Origin of the sequence: Streptomyces sp. NBC_01016 (assembly GCF_026341035.1) — a bacterium.
Classification (GTDB): domain Bacteria; phylum Actinomycetota; class Actinomycetes; order Streptomycetales; family Streptomycetaceae; genus Streptomyces.
Window position 1 is genome coordinate 3,875,282 of record NZ_JAPEOQ010000002.1, and the last position, 15,442, is coordinate 3,890,723.

Sequence of the window (15,442 nt, forward strand, 5' to 3'; positions counted from 1 at the left end):
ACACGTAGGGAGAGGCGATGAAGCAGCCGGACACGCTGCTCGAGATCGAGGATCTGCACACCGGATTCGAACTCGACGACGGAATCGTACGGGCGGTGGACGGCGTCGACCTCACCATCGGCCGCGGCGAAGTCCTCGCCGTGGTGGGCGAGTCGGGGTGCGGCAAGAGCGTCATGGCCCGCTCCGTGCTGCGCCTGATCGACAAGCCGGGCCGGATCACGGGAGGACACATCCGGGTGCACGGCGACGACGGTGTCGTCGACATGGTGGACGCGCCGGGACCCGAGTTGCGCGCGGTGCGCGGCCGGAAGGTGGCCATGGTGTTCCAGGAACCCATCGCCTCCATGAGCCCCATGCACACCCTCGGCAACCAGATCGGCGAGGCGCTGATCCTGCACGGCGAGGCCACCAAGGCCGAGGCCCGCACCCGCGTCGTCGAGCTGCTGCGCCGGGTCGGGATCGCCGCACCCGAGCGCCGCGTCGACGAGTACCCGTTCCAGATGAGCGGCGGCATGCTGCAGCGCGCCATGATCGCCATGGCGCTGTCCTGCGGCCCTGACCTGCTCATCGCCGACGAACCCACCACCGCCCTCGATGTCACCACCCAGGCGCAGATCCTCGACCTGCTGCGCGAACTGCAACGGGACACCGGCATGGCGATCATGCTGATCACCCATGACCTCGGCGTCGCCGCCCAGGTCGCCGACCGCATCGCCGTCATGTACCTCGGCTCGGTCGTGGAGTCCGGCACCACGGACACCGTGCTGCGCAGCCCCCGACACCCCTACACCCGCGCCCTGCTGCGCTCGGTCCCGAAGCTGGGATCGGGCTCCCGCGAACGACTGCGCCCTGTGCGGGGCATGGTGCCGGGGCCGTACGCACGACCGACGGGCTGTCCGTTCCACCCGCGCTGCGACGAGTTCATGGCAGGGCGCTGCGACGTGACCGTGCCCCACGCGGTCGCGGCCCCACTGCCCGACCCGGCCATCGGCAGCGACGGCACGGTCAGCTGCCTGCTGTACGACGACACCGCCGAGGAAGGGGAGCCGGCCGCATGACCGTCACCGACACCCGCACCAGGGCCGCGCTCCTGGAGACGCGGGGCCTGACCAAGCACTTCCCCATCCGCCGCGGCCTGTTCGGCCGCACCGTCGGAGCGGTACGTGCCGTGGACGGCGTCGACCTGAAGGTGCCCGCCGGACGCACCCTCGCCCTCGTCGGCGAGTCCGGCTGCGGCAAGAGCACCCTCGGCCGCTGTCTGCTGCGCGTCCACGAACCGACCTCCGGAGAGATGGTCTACCGGCGCACCGACGGCACCACCGTCGACCTCGCCGCCCTCGACGAGAAGGCCCTCAAGCCGTACCGCAGCGAGATCCGCCTCGTCTTCCAGGACCCGTTCGCCTCCCTCAACCCGCGCATGACGCTGCTCCAGATCGTCGGCGAACCGCTCCGCGTCAACCTCGGCCTGAACGCCAAGGACACCGAGGAACGCGTCGCGGAGCTGCTGCGCCGGGTGGGACTGCGCCCCGAATATCTGCGCCGCTACCCGAACGCGTTCAGCGGGGGACAGCGCCAACGCGTCGGCATCGCACGGGCGTTGGCGCTGGCGCCCCGCCTCGTCGTGGCCGACGAGGCGGTCAGCGCCCTCGACGTGTCGGTGCGCGCCCAGATCCTCAACCTGCTCAAGGACCTCCAGGACGAGTCGGACCTCACGTACGTGTTCATCTCGCACGACCTGGGCGTCGTCGAGTACATGGCCGACGAGGTCGCCGTCATGTACGTGGGCCGTGTCGTCGAGACCGGTGCCACCGACGCCCTGTACGGACAGCCCCTGCACCCCTATACCGAGGCACTCCTGTCGGCCGTCCCCGACCCCGACCCGGCCGCCCGGCGCCGCGAGCGCATCGTGCTGCGCGGCGAGGTCGCCGACGCCTCCGCCGTACCGCCCGGCTGCCCGTTCCATCCACGCTGCGCCTACGCACAGGACGTGTGCCGCACCGAGGTGCCCGAGCTGCGCCCCGTCGCGCCCGGCCGCGCGTCGGCCTGCCACTTTGCCGGGCAGCTCGACCTGAGGGGAGTCGACGTCTCATGAGTGGCGACCCGCGCTTCGACGGGGTGCTGCGCCCGCGCCCGGACGACCCGGACGTGCGCGAGGCCCTGCTGCCCACGCTGCACCCCGGCGACAGTCACGCCGCGTGCCTGCTCGAACTCGACGGGGGCGACGTGCTGTGCGCCTGGTTCAACGGCCCCGACGAGGGCGACCGCGACACGAACGTGGTCCTCGCCCGTCTCCCGGCCGCCGACGAACGCTGGACCACACCCGTCGCCCTGTCCGCCGACCCCGACCGCGCGGAGCAGAACCCGGTGCTCGCGACCGGCCCGGACGGCGCCGTGCACCTGTTCCACCCCTCCAACGAACCGCACGACCAGAAGACCGCCCACCTCGTCACCCGCGTCTCGCACGACGGCGGCCGCATCTGGGACGCCCCGCACATCGCCCACGACGGACCCGGCCTTTTCGTGCGCACCCCGGCCCTCGACCCCGGTGACGGCTCGTGGCTCCTTCCCGCCTACCGCTGCCGCCCCGAAGGCGAACACTCCACGGTCCTGATCAGCGAGGCCGCGGGCGGCACCTGGAAGGAGTACGACGTCCCCGGCAGCGACCACCTCGTCCAGCTGAGCGTCGTGCCCCGCTCCGACGGCTCACTGCTCGGCCTGCTGCGCAGCCGCGCCGCCGACCGCATCCACGCCACCGTCTCCGTCGACGCCGGCCGTACCTGGACGACCCCTGTCCGCACGGAACTGCCCAACAACAACTCGGCAGTTCAGGCGATCAGACTGCGCAGCGGCACCTTCGCCCTGGTCTACAACCACGCGAGCCTGGAACGCGGCGAGTACCGCTGGGTCGGCAAGGGTGCGGGCCGCAGGAAGAAGGCCCTGCGCACCCCGCTCACCCTCGCCCTCTCCGACGACGAGGGCCGCACCTGGCCCTGGCGCCGTGACCTGCAAGTGGCCGACGACGAGTACCGGGACACCGAACTCGGCTACTCCTACCCCTGCCTGCTGCAGACCCGCGACGACCGCATCCACGTCGCGTACTCCTACCTGCGCAAGACCATCAAGCACGCCGTGGTGACGGAGGACTGGATCAGGGAGGGCGGTCGTTCGTGAAGATGACCGAACGCTGGGACGTCTTCGAACTGACCCTGACCGGACCCGCCACCGAAAACCCCTACCGGGACGTCGAGTTCGCCGCCGACTTCCGGCACGGCCACCGCGTCGTCCCCGTGACCGGCTTCTACGACGGGGACGGCACGTACACCGTCCGGTTCATGCCGGACCGGCAAGGACCGTGGACGTACACCACTCGCTCGACCGCCAGTGAACTGGACGGCGTGCGCGGGGAGTTCGTGTGCGTGCCGCCCGACCGCGGCAACCACGGGCCGGTACGGGTCGCGGGGCCGCGCACCTTCGCGTACGCCGACGGCACCCCGTCCCACCCCTTCGGAACCACCTGCTACCACTGGACCCACTACGAGGACGAGGAGCTGGAGGAGCGCACGCTGGGCACCTTGGCACAGTCCCCGTTCAACAAGGTCCGGATGTGTCTGCTGCCCACACGTGCGATGAACCCGCCCCGACTTCCGTACCCGGGCATCGGAGAACGCTCGCCCGCACCAAGGGAGTTGGACACCACCCGCTTCGACCCGGAGTTCTTCCGCCGCTTCGAGCGCCGCGTCCGCGACCTGCGCGACCTCGGCATAGAGGCGGACATCGTCCTCTTCCACCCCTACGACGAGGGGCACTGGGGCGTCGACGACATGAGCCGCGAGGACGACCTCGCCCTCGTCCGGTACGCGGTCGCCCGGCTCGCGTCGCTGCGCAATGTCTGGTGGTCGATCGCCAACGAGTACGACTTCAACAAGGCCAAGACCGTCGACGACTGGAACCACATCGGCCGCCAGGTCCAACGCGCCGACCCTTACCAGCACTTGAGGTCCATCCACAACGGCACCCGCATGTACGAGTACGAGCGCATCTACGACTTCCGGACGCCGTGGACCACCCACCAGTCCATCCAGCACTGGGACGCCGCACTCGCCCCCGAGTGGCTCGACCGCGTACCGAAACCGGTCGTCATCGACGAGATCGGCTACGAGGGGATCCTCGGCCGCCGCTGGGGCAACCTCACCGGGCAGGCACTGCTGCGCCAGTTCTGGCACGGCATGGCCGCCGGCGCGTACGTCGGGCACGGTGAGTGCTATCCGGAGCAGGATCCCGAGGGCACGGCATGGGTCTCCCGCGGTGGCCGGCTGCACGGCGAGGTGACACCGCGGCTCGCGTTCCTGCGCACGCTGTGGGAGCAGAGCCCCGACGCGGTGTTCAGCTACTTCGGCGACCGCCGCCACCGGCACCGGGAGGTGACGCTCCCGGAGGCGGGCGGCCCCTGGCGCCTCGACCTGATCGACACATGGAACATGACCGTCACTCCCTTGCCGGGCCCACCGCGCACGGGCCGGGTCCGGATTCCGCTGGACCACCGGCCGGACATGGCGCTGCGGATACGGAAGGCCTGACAGGGGATTCCCATGCACACGAGACCGCGCAACCACACCCCGGTGCACGCCGACGGCACCCGCTTCCGGCACGCCGACGGCACGCCCTACCACCCGCTCACCACCACCGTCCCCCAGGCCGACGACGCCACCGTCCGCGCGCTGGCGCTCTCCCCGTTCAACCGGGTCCGCCTCACGGGATCCCGCACGCTTCCCCTCGGCGCACTCGACCGTCAGGTCGCCGCCCTCGCCTCCGTCGGCATCCAGGCGGAGGTCGACCTCACCGGCCGCGACATCCCGGAGACCGTGGACCGCCTGGCCCCCCACCCCAACGTGTGGTGGTGCGCCCCGCCGGACCACGAGGCCCAGACCGACATCCTGGAACACGACCACGGCCACCACCCGCTCACCGTGCACGGCCCGCCCGACACCGACTTCGGTGCCCCCTGGATCACCCACGCCTCCGTGCGCGACCCGCAGACCCGCACCGTCTCCCGCCTCGTCCACGAACTCGGCAAACCGGTCCTGTTCGACGCGTGCGGCGCCGAGGGCGACGCGCCCGAAGACGCCGAACAGGCGTTGCCCGGCCAGGAGTTGATGTGCCGCGTCTGGGAGGCGGTGTGCCGCGGCGGCTACGCGGCCCACGCCGAGACATGGGGGCCCACCCCGTGGAGCCGGTGCGGCGGGAGCCCGGCCGGGACGGCGGTGGCGCGGTTCGCGTTCCTGCGCGACGTCCTCGACGCCGCGCCCTCGGGCCTGGCCCACGCCCCGGAGACGTACGACGCGTCGACGCTGGAGGCGCCGGGGGGGTATCTGCTCCAGTACCTGGGCCCGCACCGCTACCCGCGCCGCCCCTTCACCCTCGCCGAGGGCGCCTGGTCCGTCGAGGTCGTCGACACCTGGAACATGACGGTGCAGCCGCGGCCCGAGGTGTCCGGCGGCGCCCCGGTCGAGGTGTCGCTGCCCGCGCAGCCGTACCTCGCGATACGGCTGCGCAGGCGGGGTTGACGCGACTCACCAGTCCTTGCCGGAGGCGGCCTGCGCCTTGATGTACGCCGGGATGTCCACGGTCTCCGCGACCTTCAGCGCCGAGGACACCCGCAGGCCGTCCTTGAGGACGTGCTGGCGGAACACCATGTACATCGGGATGTCCCAGTACTCGGTGTTCTTGTAGTCCTTGACGACGGCGTTGTCGCCCCAGAACACCCCAGAGGTGTCGATCCCGGCCAGCTCGGGGATCGCCTTGCCGAACGCCGCCTCCACCGCGCCCGACCGCAGCGTCGGCTTCATGGCGTACCGGGACAGCTCCACCTGTGCCTCCTGCGACACCAGCCACTTCAGCACCTGCAGTGCCTCGGCCTTCTTCGTCGACTGCGGCGGCAGGAAGGCGGCCATGGTGTTGGGCTGGTAGACGGCCTTGTCGCCGCTGCCCAGCACCGGCACCGAGGTGACACCCAGCTCGATGTTCTTGGCGAGCTCACGCCACTCGGCCGCGTCGTCGGGCTCCAGGTAGAGGTCGTTGAGGGCGTACCCGCCGAGCTTGCGCAGATTGTCGACGGCCATGGCGACATGCCCGGTCAGCAGGTAGTCGTCGACCGTGGTGAAGATGTTGTGCGGCAGGAGCAGGAACCGCTCCAGGTTGGCGCCGAGCCGCTGCCAGCCCGCCGACGTGATGTCGATCTTCACGTCCTCGGGCTTCGGGTTCTCGCTCGCGCCCGGCGCGAACGGGTACAGGCCCAGCTGATTGCCCTCCAGGTACTGGTCCGGGTGCTGCAGATAGCCCTTGTACGCGACGAGGTCCTGCTCGAACGTGAGCTTCTTGGCGAGCCGGAACGCCTCGTCGTACGTCGTGCCGTTCGTCGGCGGCCGCACCCCCTTCATGTCGAAGATCTTCTTGTTGTAGTAGAGGACGTACTCGTCGATGAACAGCGGCACACCGTACACGCCGCCGTCCGACCGGGATCTGACGATCTCGACCGCGGCCGGGTTGAGGGCGCCCAGGTCGATGCCGGTCGAGCGCAGGTCGTCGGTGAGGTCGCGGACCCAGCCGCGCGGCTCCAGGTCGCGGTCGATGCGGCGGCGCGGGTCCTCCAGGACGATGTCCGGCACGACGCCGGCCTTGTCGAGGTCCTCGTAGCGGATCGGGTAGTCCCAGGCCGCCCACTTGAACTTCATGCCGGGGAACGCGGCGCGCAGCTTGTCGCCGATGACCTTCTCGAAGAAGCCCGCGTACTCGAAGGGCTTGTAGTTGGCCATGAAGATGAAGATCTCGTCGTCGCAGACCTCGAACGGCTCGTCGTACTTGTTCGGGATCGTCGTGCAGGTGGCGCCGGTGGACGACGTGCGTACGGACGTCCGGGCGGTGCTCTTGACCGCGGTGGCCTGCGCCGGAGTCGACGCGGCGAGCGTGACGCCGGTGAGCGCCGCCGCGCCCATCGTCGCTCCGGTGGTCACGACCTTGCGCCGGCTCGGGCCGGAGGGCTGCTGTTCTGGGGCGTTCGGTGTTGCGCTCATAGAGATTCTCCTGTCGATGACGCTCGGGAACTCCACTGGTATGCCACCTGGATGCCACAATGGTTCCGTCATCCGTGGCGAGGGTCAACACCCGTGCGGGAACGGAGAGTTGAGAATGGTGCTCATAGGTGAGAACGGCCGATTTCTGCGCCTCGACGAGGGGGGTGAGGGGCGACTGCGCCTCACCCTCGGCACGGTGGGCGCGCCGGACGCGGTCTGCGCCTCCGTGGCGCTCGACGACCTGTTCGTGGTGTCCCTGGGCAGGCCGTGGACCCCGTCCAGGCCCGGGCTCGTGGCGCCGGACGTCAAGGGGGACGGCAGGTCCATTCGGGTGCGCGGCACCGTCGCGAACCACCTCGCGCTCGCCGTCGACCTGCGGCTCTGGTTCGAGAACGGCTTCCTGTACGTGGATGTGGAGTTCCGCAACGAAGGTGAAGTCCCGCTCCAGGAGGCGGTGTTGGGGGTCGCCGTGCCGCTACCCGCGCGCCGCCCCGAGGCAGTGACCCTGCCCCAGGTGTACTACCGCGGCAACCCCTCGTCCGACCCGACCCGCACCGTGCCCCGCATGACCGGCGCCGACGGCTCGGGCCTGGTCGTCGAGGACCACCGGCTGCCCGTGCCCTGCGCCCACGCGGAATGGGGAGCCGGCGCGACAGCCTGGTATGCCACCCTGTATGCGGTGCGGCCGGGCGACGGCTCACTCGGGGCGCTGCCCGCCGGCCGGCGAGTGGTACTCGTCGGCGCCAGCGGCGCCACCCTGTTCGCGGGCCGCCCCGACACGGCGTACGTCCACAAGAACCGCACCGCCCCCTACAGAGGTGGCTACCTCGACCTGCCGCCCGGCGCCGCCCACCGCACCCGCCACGCCCTCGACTGGGGCCGCCCGGCACGCCGTGGGCACGGCTTCCGCGCCGCCGTCCATCGCGGCCTGGACCTCTACCGGCCGAGCGGCGCCCGCCCGTTGGACCTCGACGCGATCGTGCGGCACAAGGAGCGGGCCCTGGACCGGCGCTGGTATGACGCCGAAGGGGCGGCCGGTTACCTGAAGTTCATCGGCCCCGGCCACACGCCGGGCTTCATGTACGGCTGGACCGGCCAGGCCCTCAAGCTCGCCTGGTGCGACGCACGCCTCGGCGTCGACCACGCGGAGCGGTGGCGCATCCAACGGGCCCGCAGCGCCGTGGACTTCTACCTCGACGGCAGCGCCGCACCCGACGCCCCCGGCCTGCGCCTGAGCTTCTACGCCACCGAGGAACACGCCTGGTCGGGCTTCACGCGCGACGACATCGGGCCGTTCGTCTCGGCCCGCGCCTACGGCGACACCCTGTGCGACCTCGCCGACGTGATCGAGCTGTTCCGCGCGCACGGACACGCCGTACCGCACCGCTGGGTGGCCGCCCTGCTCGACGGAGTGAACGCGACGTGCGGCGAGGGCGAGACGCCACCCCCGTACGGCTGGCGGCCCGACGGAAGCCCGCTGCCCGGCGACGGCTCGGCGGCCGGACTGCCTTGTGTCCTCGCCCTGTTGAAAGCGCACCGCGTCACCGGGGACCGCGACCTGCTGCGCCGCGCGGAGCGCCTCACGGACCTCTACCGGCGCCGCAACGCCACCGACTTCGCCACCCCGTTCGCCCACGCCACCCTCGACGCCGCCTGCGAGGACAAGGAGGGCGGCATCGGCTACTTCCTGTGCGCCTTCGAACTCCTGCGGCTCACCGGCAAGAAGCGCTGGGCCACGGCCGCCCGGACAGCGGCCGACTGGCTGCTCACCTGGGTCTACCAGTGGGACCCGCCCTTCGAGAACGGATTCCGCACCACCGGCTGGCCCGGCGTCAGCGTCCAGAACCACCACGTCGACGTGTTCTTCCCCGCGTACGAACTCGCCCTCCTGGGCGACACGTTGAACGAGCCGCTCTACCGCCGCCTCGGCGAGACGACGCTGCACGCCTTCGGCCAGGGCATCTGCACCAGGCCGGGGGAGTGGGGTTTCCAGGGAGTGGGCGAACAGGCCGAGGGCTTCTTCCCCACCAACTGGCAGGACCGCGGCACGAGCAACACCTGGAACCCTTCGTGGGTGACGGCCCAGGTGCTGTCGCAGGCGTTGCGGATGCGGAACCGGTGAAGGTCGACCGCGGGTGAGGTGGTGCGGCGATGGGCCGGACCCGGCGCCTGTGCGGGACTGAGGGACCGGGCCTGACCGGCGCCTCAGCCCCGCACAGGCGGCAGCGGACGGTGTACGCCTCGCGGCCGGTACCCCAGTGCCTCCGACGCACCAAGGTGCTCCGCCAGCAGCCACGTCACCGCCAGCCACATCTCCGTGCCCTGCAACCCGGGGCGGTGCGCGGGGCGTTCGCCCGGTTCCAGGGCGAACGAGAAGCCCGCATCGTCGTGCCAGCGGTCGTTTAGGATGCGGTCCAGTTGGCCGCGCGCCCAGTCGCGGCCCTCGCCGAGCCGGTGGGTGGTCTGGCGTGCGCACAGCCACAGTGGATGGATCACGTCCAGGACGTCGCAGGCCGTGCCGCGGTCCGGGCCGAACCAGGCCGGGTCCTTGCTGTGGGTCAGGACTGTGTCGACGGTGCGCTCGGGGTACGGCAGGGGCAGGCCGAACTGTGCGTATGTGCCACGCGTCGCCCGGTAGAAGCCGTTCACCGGCTGCCGCAGGCCGTCCTCCGAGCGCCGGGCGCCCCACATGCCCTGCACCGGGTCGGCCCGGGTCAGCAGCCAGCCGAACAGCGTGTCCGTCAGCGGCGAAGGGCCCGCGGCGAAGTGCAGCGCCGTGCCCACCCCGTCCACCCAGTGCCCACTGCGCCATGCCTCGGTGCGCCAGGGCAGCGCGTCCAGGCGGCGCACCAGTTCCTCGGGCGACAGCTCCGTGACGGCGCGTACCGGGTGCGGGAAACGGGAGCCGAGCAGATCGAGCGCGTAGCCGACGGAGAGGATGTGGTACATCGCGTCGGAGTCGGACCAGGACGGCGCCGCGCGGCCGATCTCCGGGACCAGGCCCGTGGTCGGGTCCTGCAACTCCGCCAGCCGTGCGGTGAGTTGAGGGCCGCTCTCGCCCGGTGGCGGTCCGTCCAGGAGCAGCGCCGCGATCTCCACCGCGTCGCACACCGCCCGCACCGTCGGCGCGGCGCCGGGGCGGTCCGTCCACGTCCCCGCGCTGTCGCGGCAGCGTTCGAGGAGCGCCGGTGCCTGCTCCCGCGCCCGCTCGGCGAATTGTTCGAGGCGGGCGTCAAGACTGCTTGACCTGCGCGGCGTCGTACCCGCGTCCCGGCGGTCGCGCAGCCGCCGCGCCGGGTTCCCCGCCGCGACCGACCAGGCGGGCAGGTCCTTGGTGACGACGGCGCCCGCTCCGATCACGCAGTGGTCGCCGATGGTGACGCCGTCCACGACGACCACGTGCGAGCCGATCCACACGTCGTCGCCGACCGTGATGCCCTGCGAGGTCAACGGCTGCCGGTGCACGGGTGTGTCCGGCGCGAATCCGTGGTTGAAGCCGAGCAGCGACGTGTGCGCGCCCACCCGCACCCCGTCCCCGAACGTCACCCGGCCGCGGACCGTCGCGTACGGGTTGACGGTGCAGTCGCGGCCCGTGCGCACCTCGTCCGTGACGACGGCGTGCCCGCCGATGTACGAGCGGTCGCCCAGGTGCAGCGTGTCGGCATGGACCGCCGCCCACGGAGACACGAACACTCGCTCCCCGAACGAGGCATCCGCGATGCGCCCCAAAAGCTCCTTCTGGTGGGCGAGTTGGCGTGCCTGCTGCGTCGTGTCGCTGCGGCTCCAGAACTCCCAGGGGCAGTGGTCGAAGCGTTCCGGCCGGGTCGTTTCAGTGTCCACCGGTCACCTCTTCCCGTACGAGGCCCTCCACATGCTCGACCCGATCGGCTTCGGTGAGGAAACCGAACTCGACGCCGGAAAGCCGTAGTTCACGGATCGGCGCATGGGCGTAGCCGCGGGCCAGGACGGCCCGCCGGGCACGGTCGACCGTGGTGTTGCTGACGCTGATCTCCCGCACCCGCGGCGGATAGCCACCCGTATCGCCCTCGCCGCGGTGGAAGTCGCACGTCACGAACTCCTTGGTGAGGTTCGTGACCGTGAGACCGGTCAGGTGGATGTTCTCCGCGAAGCCTCCGCGCACCGAGTTCGTCTTGATGTAGAGACCGAAGTACAGGCCGGGTCCGCCGATGCGGCAGCGCCGCACGTACACGTTGCGGATGCCGCCGGTCATGTCGCTGCCCAGCGTGACGGCGCCGTAGCGGTGCCGCAGCACACAGTCCTCGATCACGATGTTCTCGCTGGGCCGGTCCACCCGCCGCCCGTCCGCCTCCCGGCCCGACTTGATGGCGATGCAGTCGTCGCCGGCGGTGATGTCGCAGCGGCGGATCACCACATCGCGGCAGGACTCGGGGTCGATGCCGTCGTTGTTGGGGCCGATGCTGTCGATGGTGACGTCCTGGATCAGGACGTTCTCGCTCAGCACCGGGTGGATCTCCCACATGGGGGAGCGGACGATCGTGACGCCCTCGACGAGCACTCCGTGGCAGCTCTGGAACTCGAGGAAGTTGGGCCGGAAGCGGTAACCGTCGGCGTAGACCCGGGACTCGACCGGGTCGCCGTCCTCCGCCTGCTGCCACAGCGCCGGCCAGTCCTCCTCCTGATGGCGTGTCCCGGGCAGCCAGCCGAACTCGGCCTGGCCCGACCACGGCCACCAGTGCGCGTCATCGGCCTGCCCGTCGAGGACACCCCGCCCGGTGACGGCGACGTTGCGCTCGTCGCGCGCGTACACCAGCGGCGAGTAGCCGTAGCACTCCACGCCCTGGAAGCGGGTGAGCACGGGAGGCAGATACGCGGCCGGGTCCCGGTGGAAGCGCAGGGTGGCGCCCTCCGCCAGATGCAGCTCCACATGGCTGCGCAGCCGGACGGGACCGGTGAGATAGTTGCCCGGCGGCACGGTCACCCTGCCGCCGCCCGCGGTGTGGCAAGCGGCGATCGCCCGGCGCAGCGCCGTGGAGCAGTCGGTGGCGCCGTCGCCCACCGCCCCGTACCGCGTGACGGGGAAATCCTGGTCGGGGAAGCGGGGACGGGCCACCCGCGCCACGACCGCGTCGGCCTCCCGCCACGGCGCGTCGGTGTCCATCAGACCGTCGCCTCCTCGCCGTTGATGGTGACTCGTTCGAGGACAAGGCCCTCGACATTGCGCAGTTCATTGGGGCCGGTCATGCCGTCGAAGGCGCAGTCGACGAGGCGTACGTCGCGGATCGGGTTGGCGGCGTTGCCGAACAGGGTCCAGGCGCGCGGTCCGCTCGCGGCCGTCAGGCGCCGCACCTCGATGCCGCGCACATCGGGGTAGTACGCCCCGGTGTCGATGTTCTCGTAGTTCAGCGCCACCTCGACGACGACGTCGCCGACCTGCCCCACCTCGATGTCGGTGCACAGCACGTCGCGTACGTAACCGCCGCGCACAGGATTGGACTTGATGCGGATCGCCCGGTCCAGGTCCGGACTGGACATGCGGCAGTCGCGGGCCACGATGTCGCCGACACCGCCGGTCGTCTCGCTGCCGACGGTGACACCGCCGTGTCCGTCGCGCATCTGGCAGCCCTCCACCAGGGCGTGCTCCATGGGGACGTTCACGCGCCGTCCGTCGGCGTTCTTTCCGGCCTTGAACGCGACGCAGTCGTCACCGGTGTCGAAGACGCAGTCCTTGATGTGGACGTAGGAGCAGGACTCGGGGTCGATGCCGTCGTTGTTGGGTCCGTTCGGACTGTCGACGGTGACGCCGCGCACCGTGACGCTCGTGCACAGCACCGGATGGATGTTCCACATCGGCGAGTTGCGGACCGTGACGCCCTCGATGAGCACGTCGCGGCAGCGGTAGAACTGCAGCAGATTGGGCCGCAGACGGTGGCCCTCGCCGAACACCCGCTGCTCGACCGGCACTCCGGCCTCCGCCCACGCGAGCAGCTGCTGCTTCTCCGGTGACTCGGGCGAGGGCCCGCCGTCGACGCCCTTCGTCCAGTCCCACCAGTGCGTGGCGTCGGCCTGCCCCTCCAGGATCCCGGCGCCCGTCACGGCGATGGTCCGGCAGCCGTACGCGTACACGAACGGCGAGTAGTTCATGCACTCGGTGCCCTCGTAGCGCGTGTACACGGCGGGCAGATACGCGGCCGGGTCCTGGCGGAAGCGCAGGGTGGCGCCCTTCTCCAGGTGCAGATCGATGCGGTCGCGCAGATGCACCGCTCCGGTCAGCCAGTCGCCGGGCGGGACGACGACGCGCCCGCCGCCGGCCGCGGCGCAGGCCCGGATGGCGTCGCGGATCGCGGCGGTGCAGTCGTGTACGCCGTCGCCGACCGCGCCGTGGTCGGTGATGGACACGGTGCGGCGCGGGAACCGGGGAACGTGGATGCCCGCGAGGATGCGCCGCGCGCGGCGGTCCGCCTCCGCCTCCGCTCCCGAGGACGCGGCCCGCGCGACGGCGGGGGAGACCAGTAGCGCGGCGCCGGCGCCCGCGGCGGCGAGGAAGGCTCTGCGGCCGGGGGCGCTCACCAGGACCACTCCTGGTCCGGGACGTGCAGCGTGTGCTCGCGCAGCTTCGCCTGCGGCTCGATCGTGCGGGCGGTGTACATGGGGCGGGTCCTGCCTTCCGGTTCGATGCCGATGACGTCGTCACCGCGCCAGCGCACCTCGTACGCGCGCCCGGCCGCGGTCTCCTCGGTGACCCGCTCCGGCAGCGGGAACGTGACGGTGATGAGCTCGCCCGCCCGCGGCGCCGCGAGACGCAGCATGCCGTCCGGCGCCCACAGGCCCGGCTCGGCGCCGTGCGCGGTGTGCCCGGCGCGCTCGACCCGCAGCCGCGCGTACCCGGCCCACTCGGGCACCCGCATCCGCACCTCGCCGCAGTCGGCGCGTACGTGAAGGTCCACGCGACCTTCGTGCGGCAGATGACTGTGTACGTCGACGTGGGCGCTGCCCCGGTTGAGCAGCAGGTTCACCCGGACCAGGCGCGCGTCGCCGGTGACGGCCGCCGCCCACCCGGTGAACAGGCCGCGCACCCCTGAGCCGATGCAGCACGCCTGCACGTCGGCGGTGTGGCCGCGGCCGAGCACGGCGTCGTTGACGTAGTCGTTGGGCGCGCCGTATCCGGCGAACGCCCCGCGCACCCGCTCGCCCACCCGGTACCGGGTGATCCAGCCGGGCTCGTCGAGCGACCGGTCGGGCGCCGAGCGCACCCAGGACACGTCGGTGAGCTGGGATGCCGTCAGATGGTTGCGCAGGAACCGTTCGACGACCGGCCAGTACGCGTGGTGTCCGGCTCGGGCCAGTGTCGTGCCGATGCCGATGAGGTCCACGAGCGAGCACGTCTCGTGCTCGAAGCGCTGCCCGGCGAGATCGCCCGGTGTCCAGCCGTACGCCGTGCACCGGCCGAGCGCCCAGTCGAACGCCCGCCGTACGAACGCGGTCAGGGCGTGGTCCCCGGTGAACAGCGCGTACTTGGCGATGCCGTCGAGGGTGCCGAGCCGGGTGTGGAAGTGGCCGCTGCGGTAGGCGAGCGCCGAGTTGAACGAGCCGTCCTCGCCGAACACCCCGCTGTGATGGGTGATCAGTCGCGTGAACCAGCCGCACAGCTCCAACGCCTGGGCATTTCCCGTGAGTTGGTGCCAGCGCAGCAGCGGCATGATGAGGCGTCCGCAGAACGACGCGGGATCGGGCGCCAGGTGCAGCTGCACCGCGTGCGCCGACGGCCAGCCGTCGCGGGTGTACTCCGAGGCCGGGAAGTACCAGACGTCGCGCTCCTTGACCGCGATCCGGTGCAGCGCAGCGACCTGCCGGTCGGCCGCCTCGGCGACGGCCGGGTCCCCGTCGTCCTGGTACCAGGTGGTGAGCGCGAGCAGCGTGGCGCGCTGGTCGATCAGCCCTGCCGTCGCCTCCCAGTGGCCGCGCGGATGGGTGCGCCGCCAGGTCAGGCCGTCCGGGCCGAGCAGGTCGAGGAGTGTCTTCTTGTACGCCTTCTCGGTTGCCGCCCACCAGTCGGCGCCGGTCATCCGGCGGGCCAGTATGCAGGCGTCCGTGAGCCGGCCGTGACTGGAGCCGTAGTCCCAGTCGCCGTGCCGCAGTTCGGCCGGTTCGGCGAGCAGATCGGCCATGAAGAAGGGGATGCCGTCGAGATCCGGGTCGGCCAGCTGAACGACGGCGTTCATGGCGAGCTCGGCGCGTTCTTCCAGAAGCAGGGTTGCTGGTATGCCAGTCATCTGTGTCTCGCCGTCTCGAAGTCCGAAGGAGCGGTGCTGAGGGCGAACGCCAAGAACGCTAGGCGGGCCGGTCAGGAGCGTCAAGAGGCCGGAAAGCGCAGGACAAGGCCAAGTCGACGG

The 15,442-nt window shown here is 71.3% G+C and carries 11 protein-coding genes; 6 read left to right on the plus strand and 5 right to left on the minus strand.

What is annotated here, in order from left to right; genetic code table 11:
* Window positions 1–17 precede the first annotated feature (17 nt).
* The 5 genes from OG746_RS44370 to OG746_RS44390 are packed head-to-tail and all read left to right on the plus strand — an operon-like array spanning window position 18 to window position 5,564.
* On the plus strand, window positions 18–1,058 hold the full coding sequence (locus OG746_RS44370) for an ABC transporter ATP-binding protein (RefSeq protein WP_266725147.1): 1,041 nt from the start codon (window positions 18–20) through the stop codon (window positions 1,056–1,058).
* Window positions 1,055–2,092 (plus strand): ABC transporter ATP-binding protein, encoded by a 1,038-nt coding sequence (locus OG746_RS44375; protein WP_266725149.1) that lies wholly within the window; start codon window positions 1,055–1,057, stop codon window positions 2,090–2,092. Before OG746_RS44370 ends, OG746_RS44375 begins: the two co-directional genes overlap by 4 nt.
* Complete coding sequence (locus tag OG746_RS44380; RefSeq protein WP_266725151.1) at window positions 2,089–3,171, plus strand: sialidase family protein; 1,083 nt, start codon at window positions 2,089–2,091, stop codon at window positions 3,169–3,171. The genes OG746_RS44375 and OG746_RS44380 overlap by 4 nt, the downstream gene beginning before the upstream one ends.
* Before the next feature lie 2 nt (window positions 3,172–3,173).
* Window positions 3,174–4,577 carry a DUF5060 domain-containing protein gene (locus OG746_RS44385; protein ID WP_266725795.1) on the plus strand — a complete coding sequence of 468 codons (1,404 nt, stop codon included), beginning with the start codon at window positions 3,174–3,176 and terminating at the stop codon, window positions 4,575–4,577.
* Between the two features lie 12 nt (window positions 4,578–4,589).
* Window positions 4,590–5,564: a DUF5605 domain-containing protein gene (locus OG746_RS44390; RefSeq protein ID WP_266725153.1), complete on the plus strand. Its 975-nt coding sequence runs from the start codon at window positions 4,590–4,592 to the stop codon at window positions 5,562–5,564.
* 6 nt (window positions 5,565–5,570) lie between these two features.
* Here the strand turns inward: OG746_RS44390 and OG746_RS44395 are convergent, their stop codons facing one another.
* Complete coding sequence (locus tag OG746_RS44395) at window positions 5,571–7,070, minus strand: ABC transporter substrate-binding protein (protein WP_266725155.1); 1,500 nt, start codon at window positions 7,068–7,070, stop codon at window positions 5,571–5,573.
* Between the two features lie 115 nt (window positions 7,071–7,185).
* Between OG746_RS44395 and OG746_RS44400 the strand changes: the two genes are divergently transcribed.
* Window positions 7,186–9,192, plus strand: coding sequence for a hypothetical protein (locus OG746_RS44400; protein ID WP_266725157.1), 2,007 nt, complete (start codon window positions 7,186–7,188; stop codon window positions 9,190–9,192).
* Window positions 9,193–9,275: 83 nt separating this feature from the next.
* Here the strand turns inward: OG746_RS44400 and OG746_RS44405 are convergent, their stop codons facing one another.
* From OG746_RS44405 to OG746_RS44420, 4 genes are read right to left on the minus strand one after another with little or no spacing between them, the layout of a single operon-like run.
* The gene (locus OG746_RS44405; RefSeq protein WP_266725159.1) at window positions 9,276–10,910 is read right to left on the minus strand and encodes an acyltransferase; all 1,635 of its coding nucleotides are present in this window, start codon (window positions 10,908–10,910) and stop codon (window positions 9,276–9,278) included.
* On the minus strand, window positions 10,900–12,210 hold the full coding sequence (locus tag OG746_RS44410) for a glycoside hydrolase family 28 protein (RefSeq protein ID WP_266725161.1): 1,311 nt from the start codon (window positions 12,208–12,210) through the stop codon (window positions 10,900–10,902). The genes OG746_RS44405 and OG746_RS44410 overlap by 11 nt, the downstream gene beginning before the upstream one ends.
* Entirely contained in the window at window positions 12,210–13,619 is a 1,410-nt protein-coding gene (locus OG746_RS44415) for a glycoside hydrolase family 28 protein (RefSeq protein ID WP_266725163.1), read from the minus strand. The genes OG746_RS44410 and OG746_RS44415 overlap by 1 nt, the downstream gene beginning before the upstream one ends.
* Complete coding sequence (locus OG746_RS44420; protein WP_266725165.1) at window positions 13,616–15,322, minus strand: glycoside hydrolase family protein; 1,707 nt, start codon at window positions 15,320–15,322, stop codon at window positions 13,616–13,618. The genes OG746_RS44415 and OG746_RS44420 overlap by 4 nt, the downstream gene beginning before the upstream one ends.
* Window positions 15,323–15,442 lie beyond the last annotated feature (120 nt).

Bases quoted from the DNA above. Each gene is read 5' to 3' on its own strand.
- OG746_RS44370 (WP_266725147.1), top strand. From the start codon at position 18: ATGAAGCAGCCGGACACGCTGCTCGAGATCGAGGATCTGCACACCGGA.
- OG746_RS44375 (WP_266725149.1), top strand. From the start codon at position 1,055: ATGACCGTCACCGACACCCGCACCAGGGCCGCGCTCCTGGAGACGCGG.
- OG746_RS44380 (WP_266725151.1), top strand. From the start codon at position 2,089: ATGAGTGGCGACCCGCGCTTCGACGGGGTGCTGCGCCCGCGCCCGGAC.
- OG746_RS44385 (WP_266725795.1), top strand. From the start codon at position 3,174: ATGACCGAACGCTGGGACGTCTTCGAACTGACCCTGACCGGACCCGCC.
- OG746_RS44390 (WP_266725153.1), top strand. From the start codon at position 4,590: ATGCACACGAGACCGCGCAACCACACCCCGGTGCACGCCGACGGCACC.
- OG746_RS44395 (WP_266725155.1), bottom strand. From the start codon at position 7,070: ATGAGCGCAACACCGAACGCCCCAGAACAGCAGCCCTCCGGCCCGAGC.
- OG746_RS44400 (WP_266725157.1), top strand. From the start codon at position 7,186: ATGGTGCTCATAGGTGAGAACGGCCGATTTCTGCGCCTCGACGAGGGG.
- OG746_RS44410 (WP_266725161.1), bottom strand. From the start codon at position 12,210: ATGGACACCGACGCGCCGTGGCGGGAGGCCGACGCGGTCGTGGCGCGG.
- OG746_RS44420 (WP_266725165.1), bottom strand. From the start codon at position 15,322: ATGACTGGCATACCAGCAACCCTGCTTCTGGAAGAACGCGCCGAGCTC.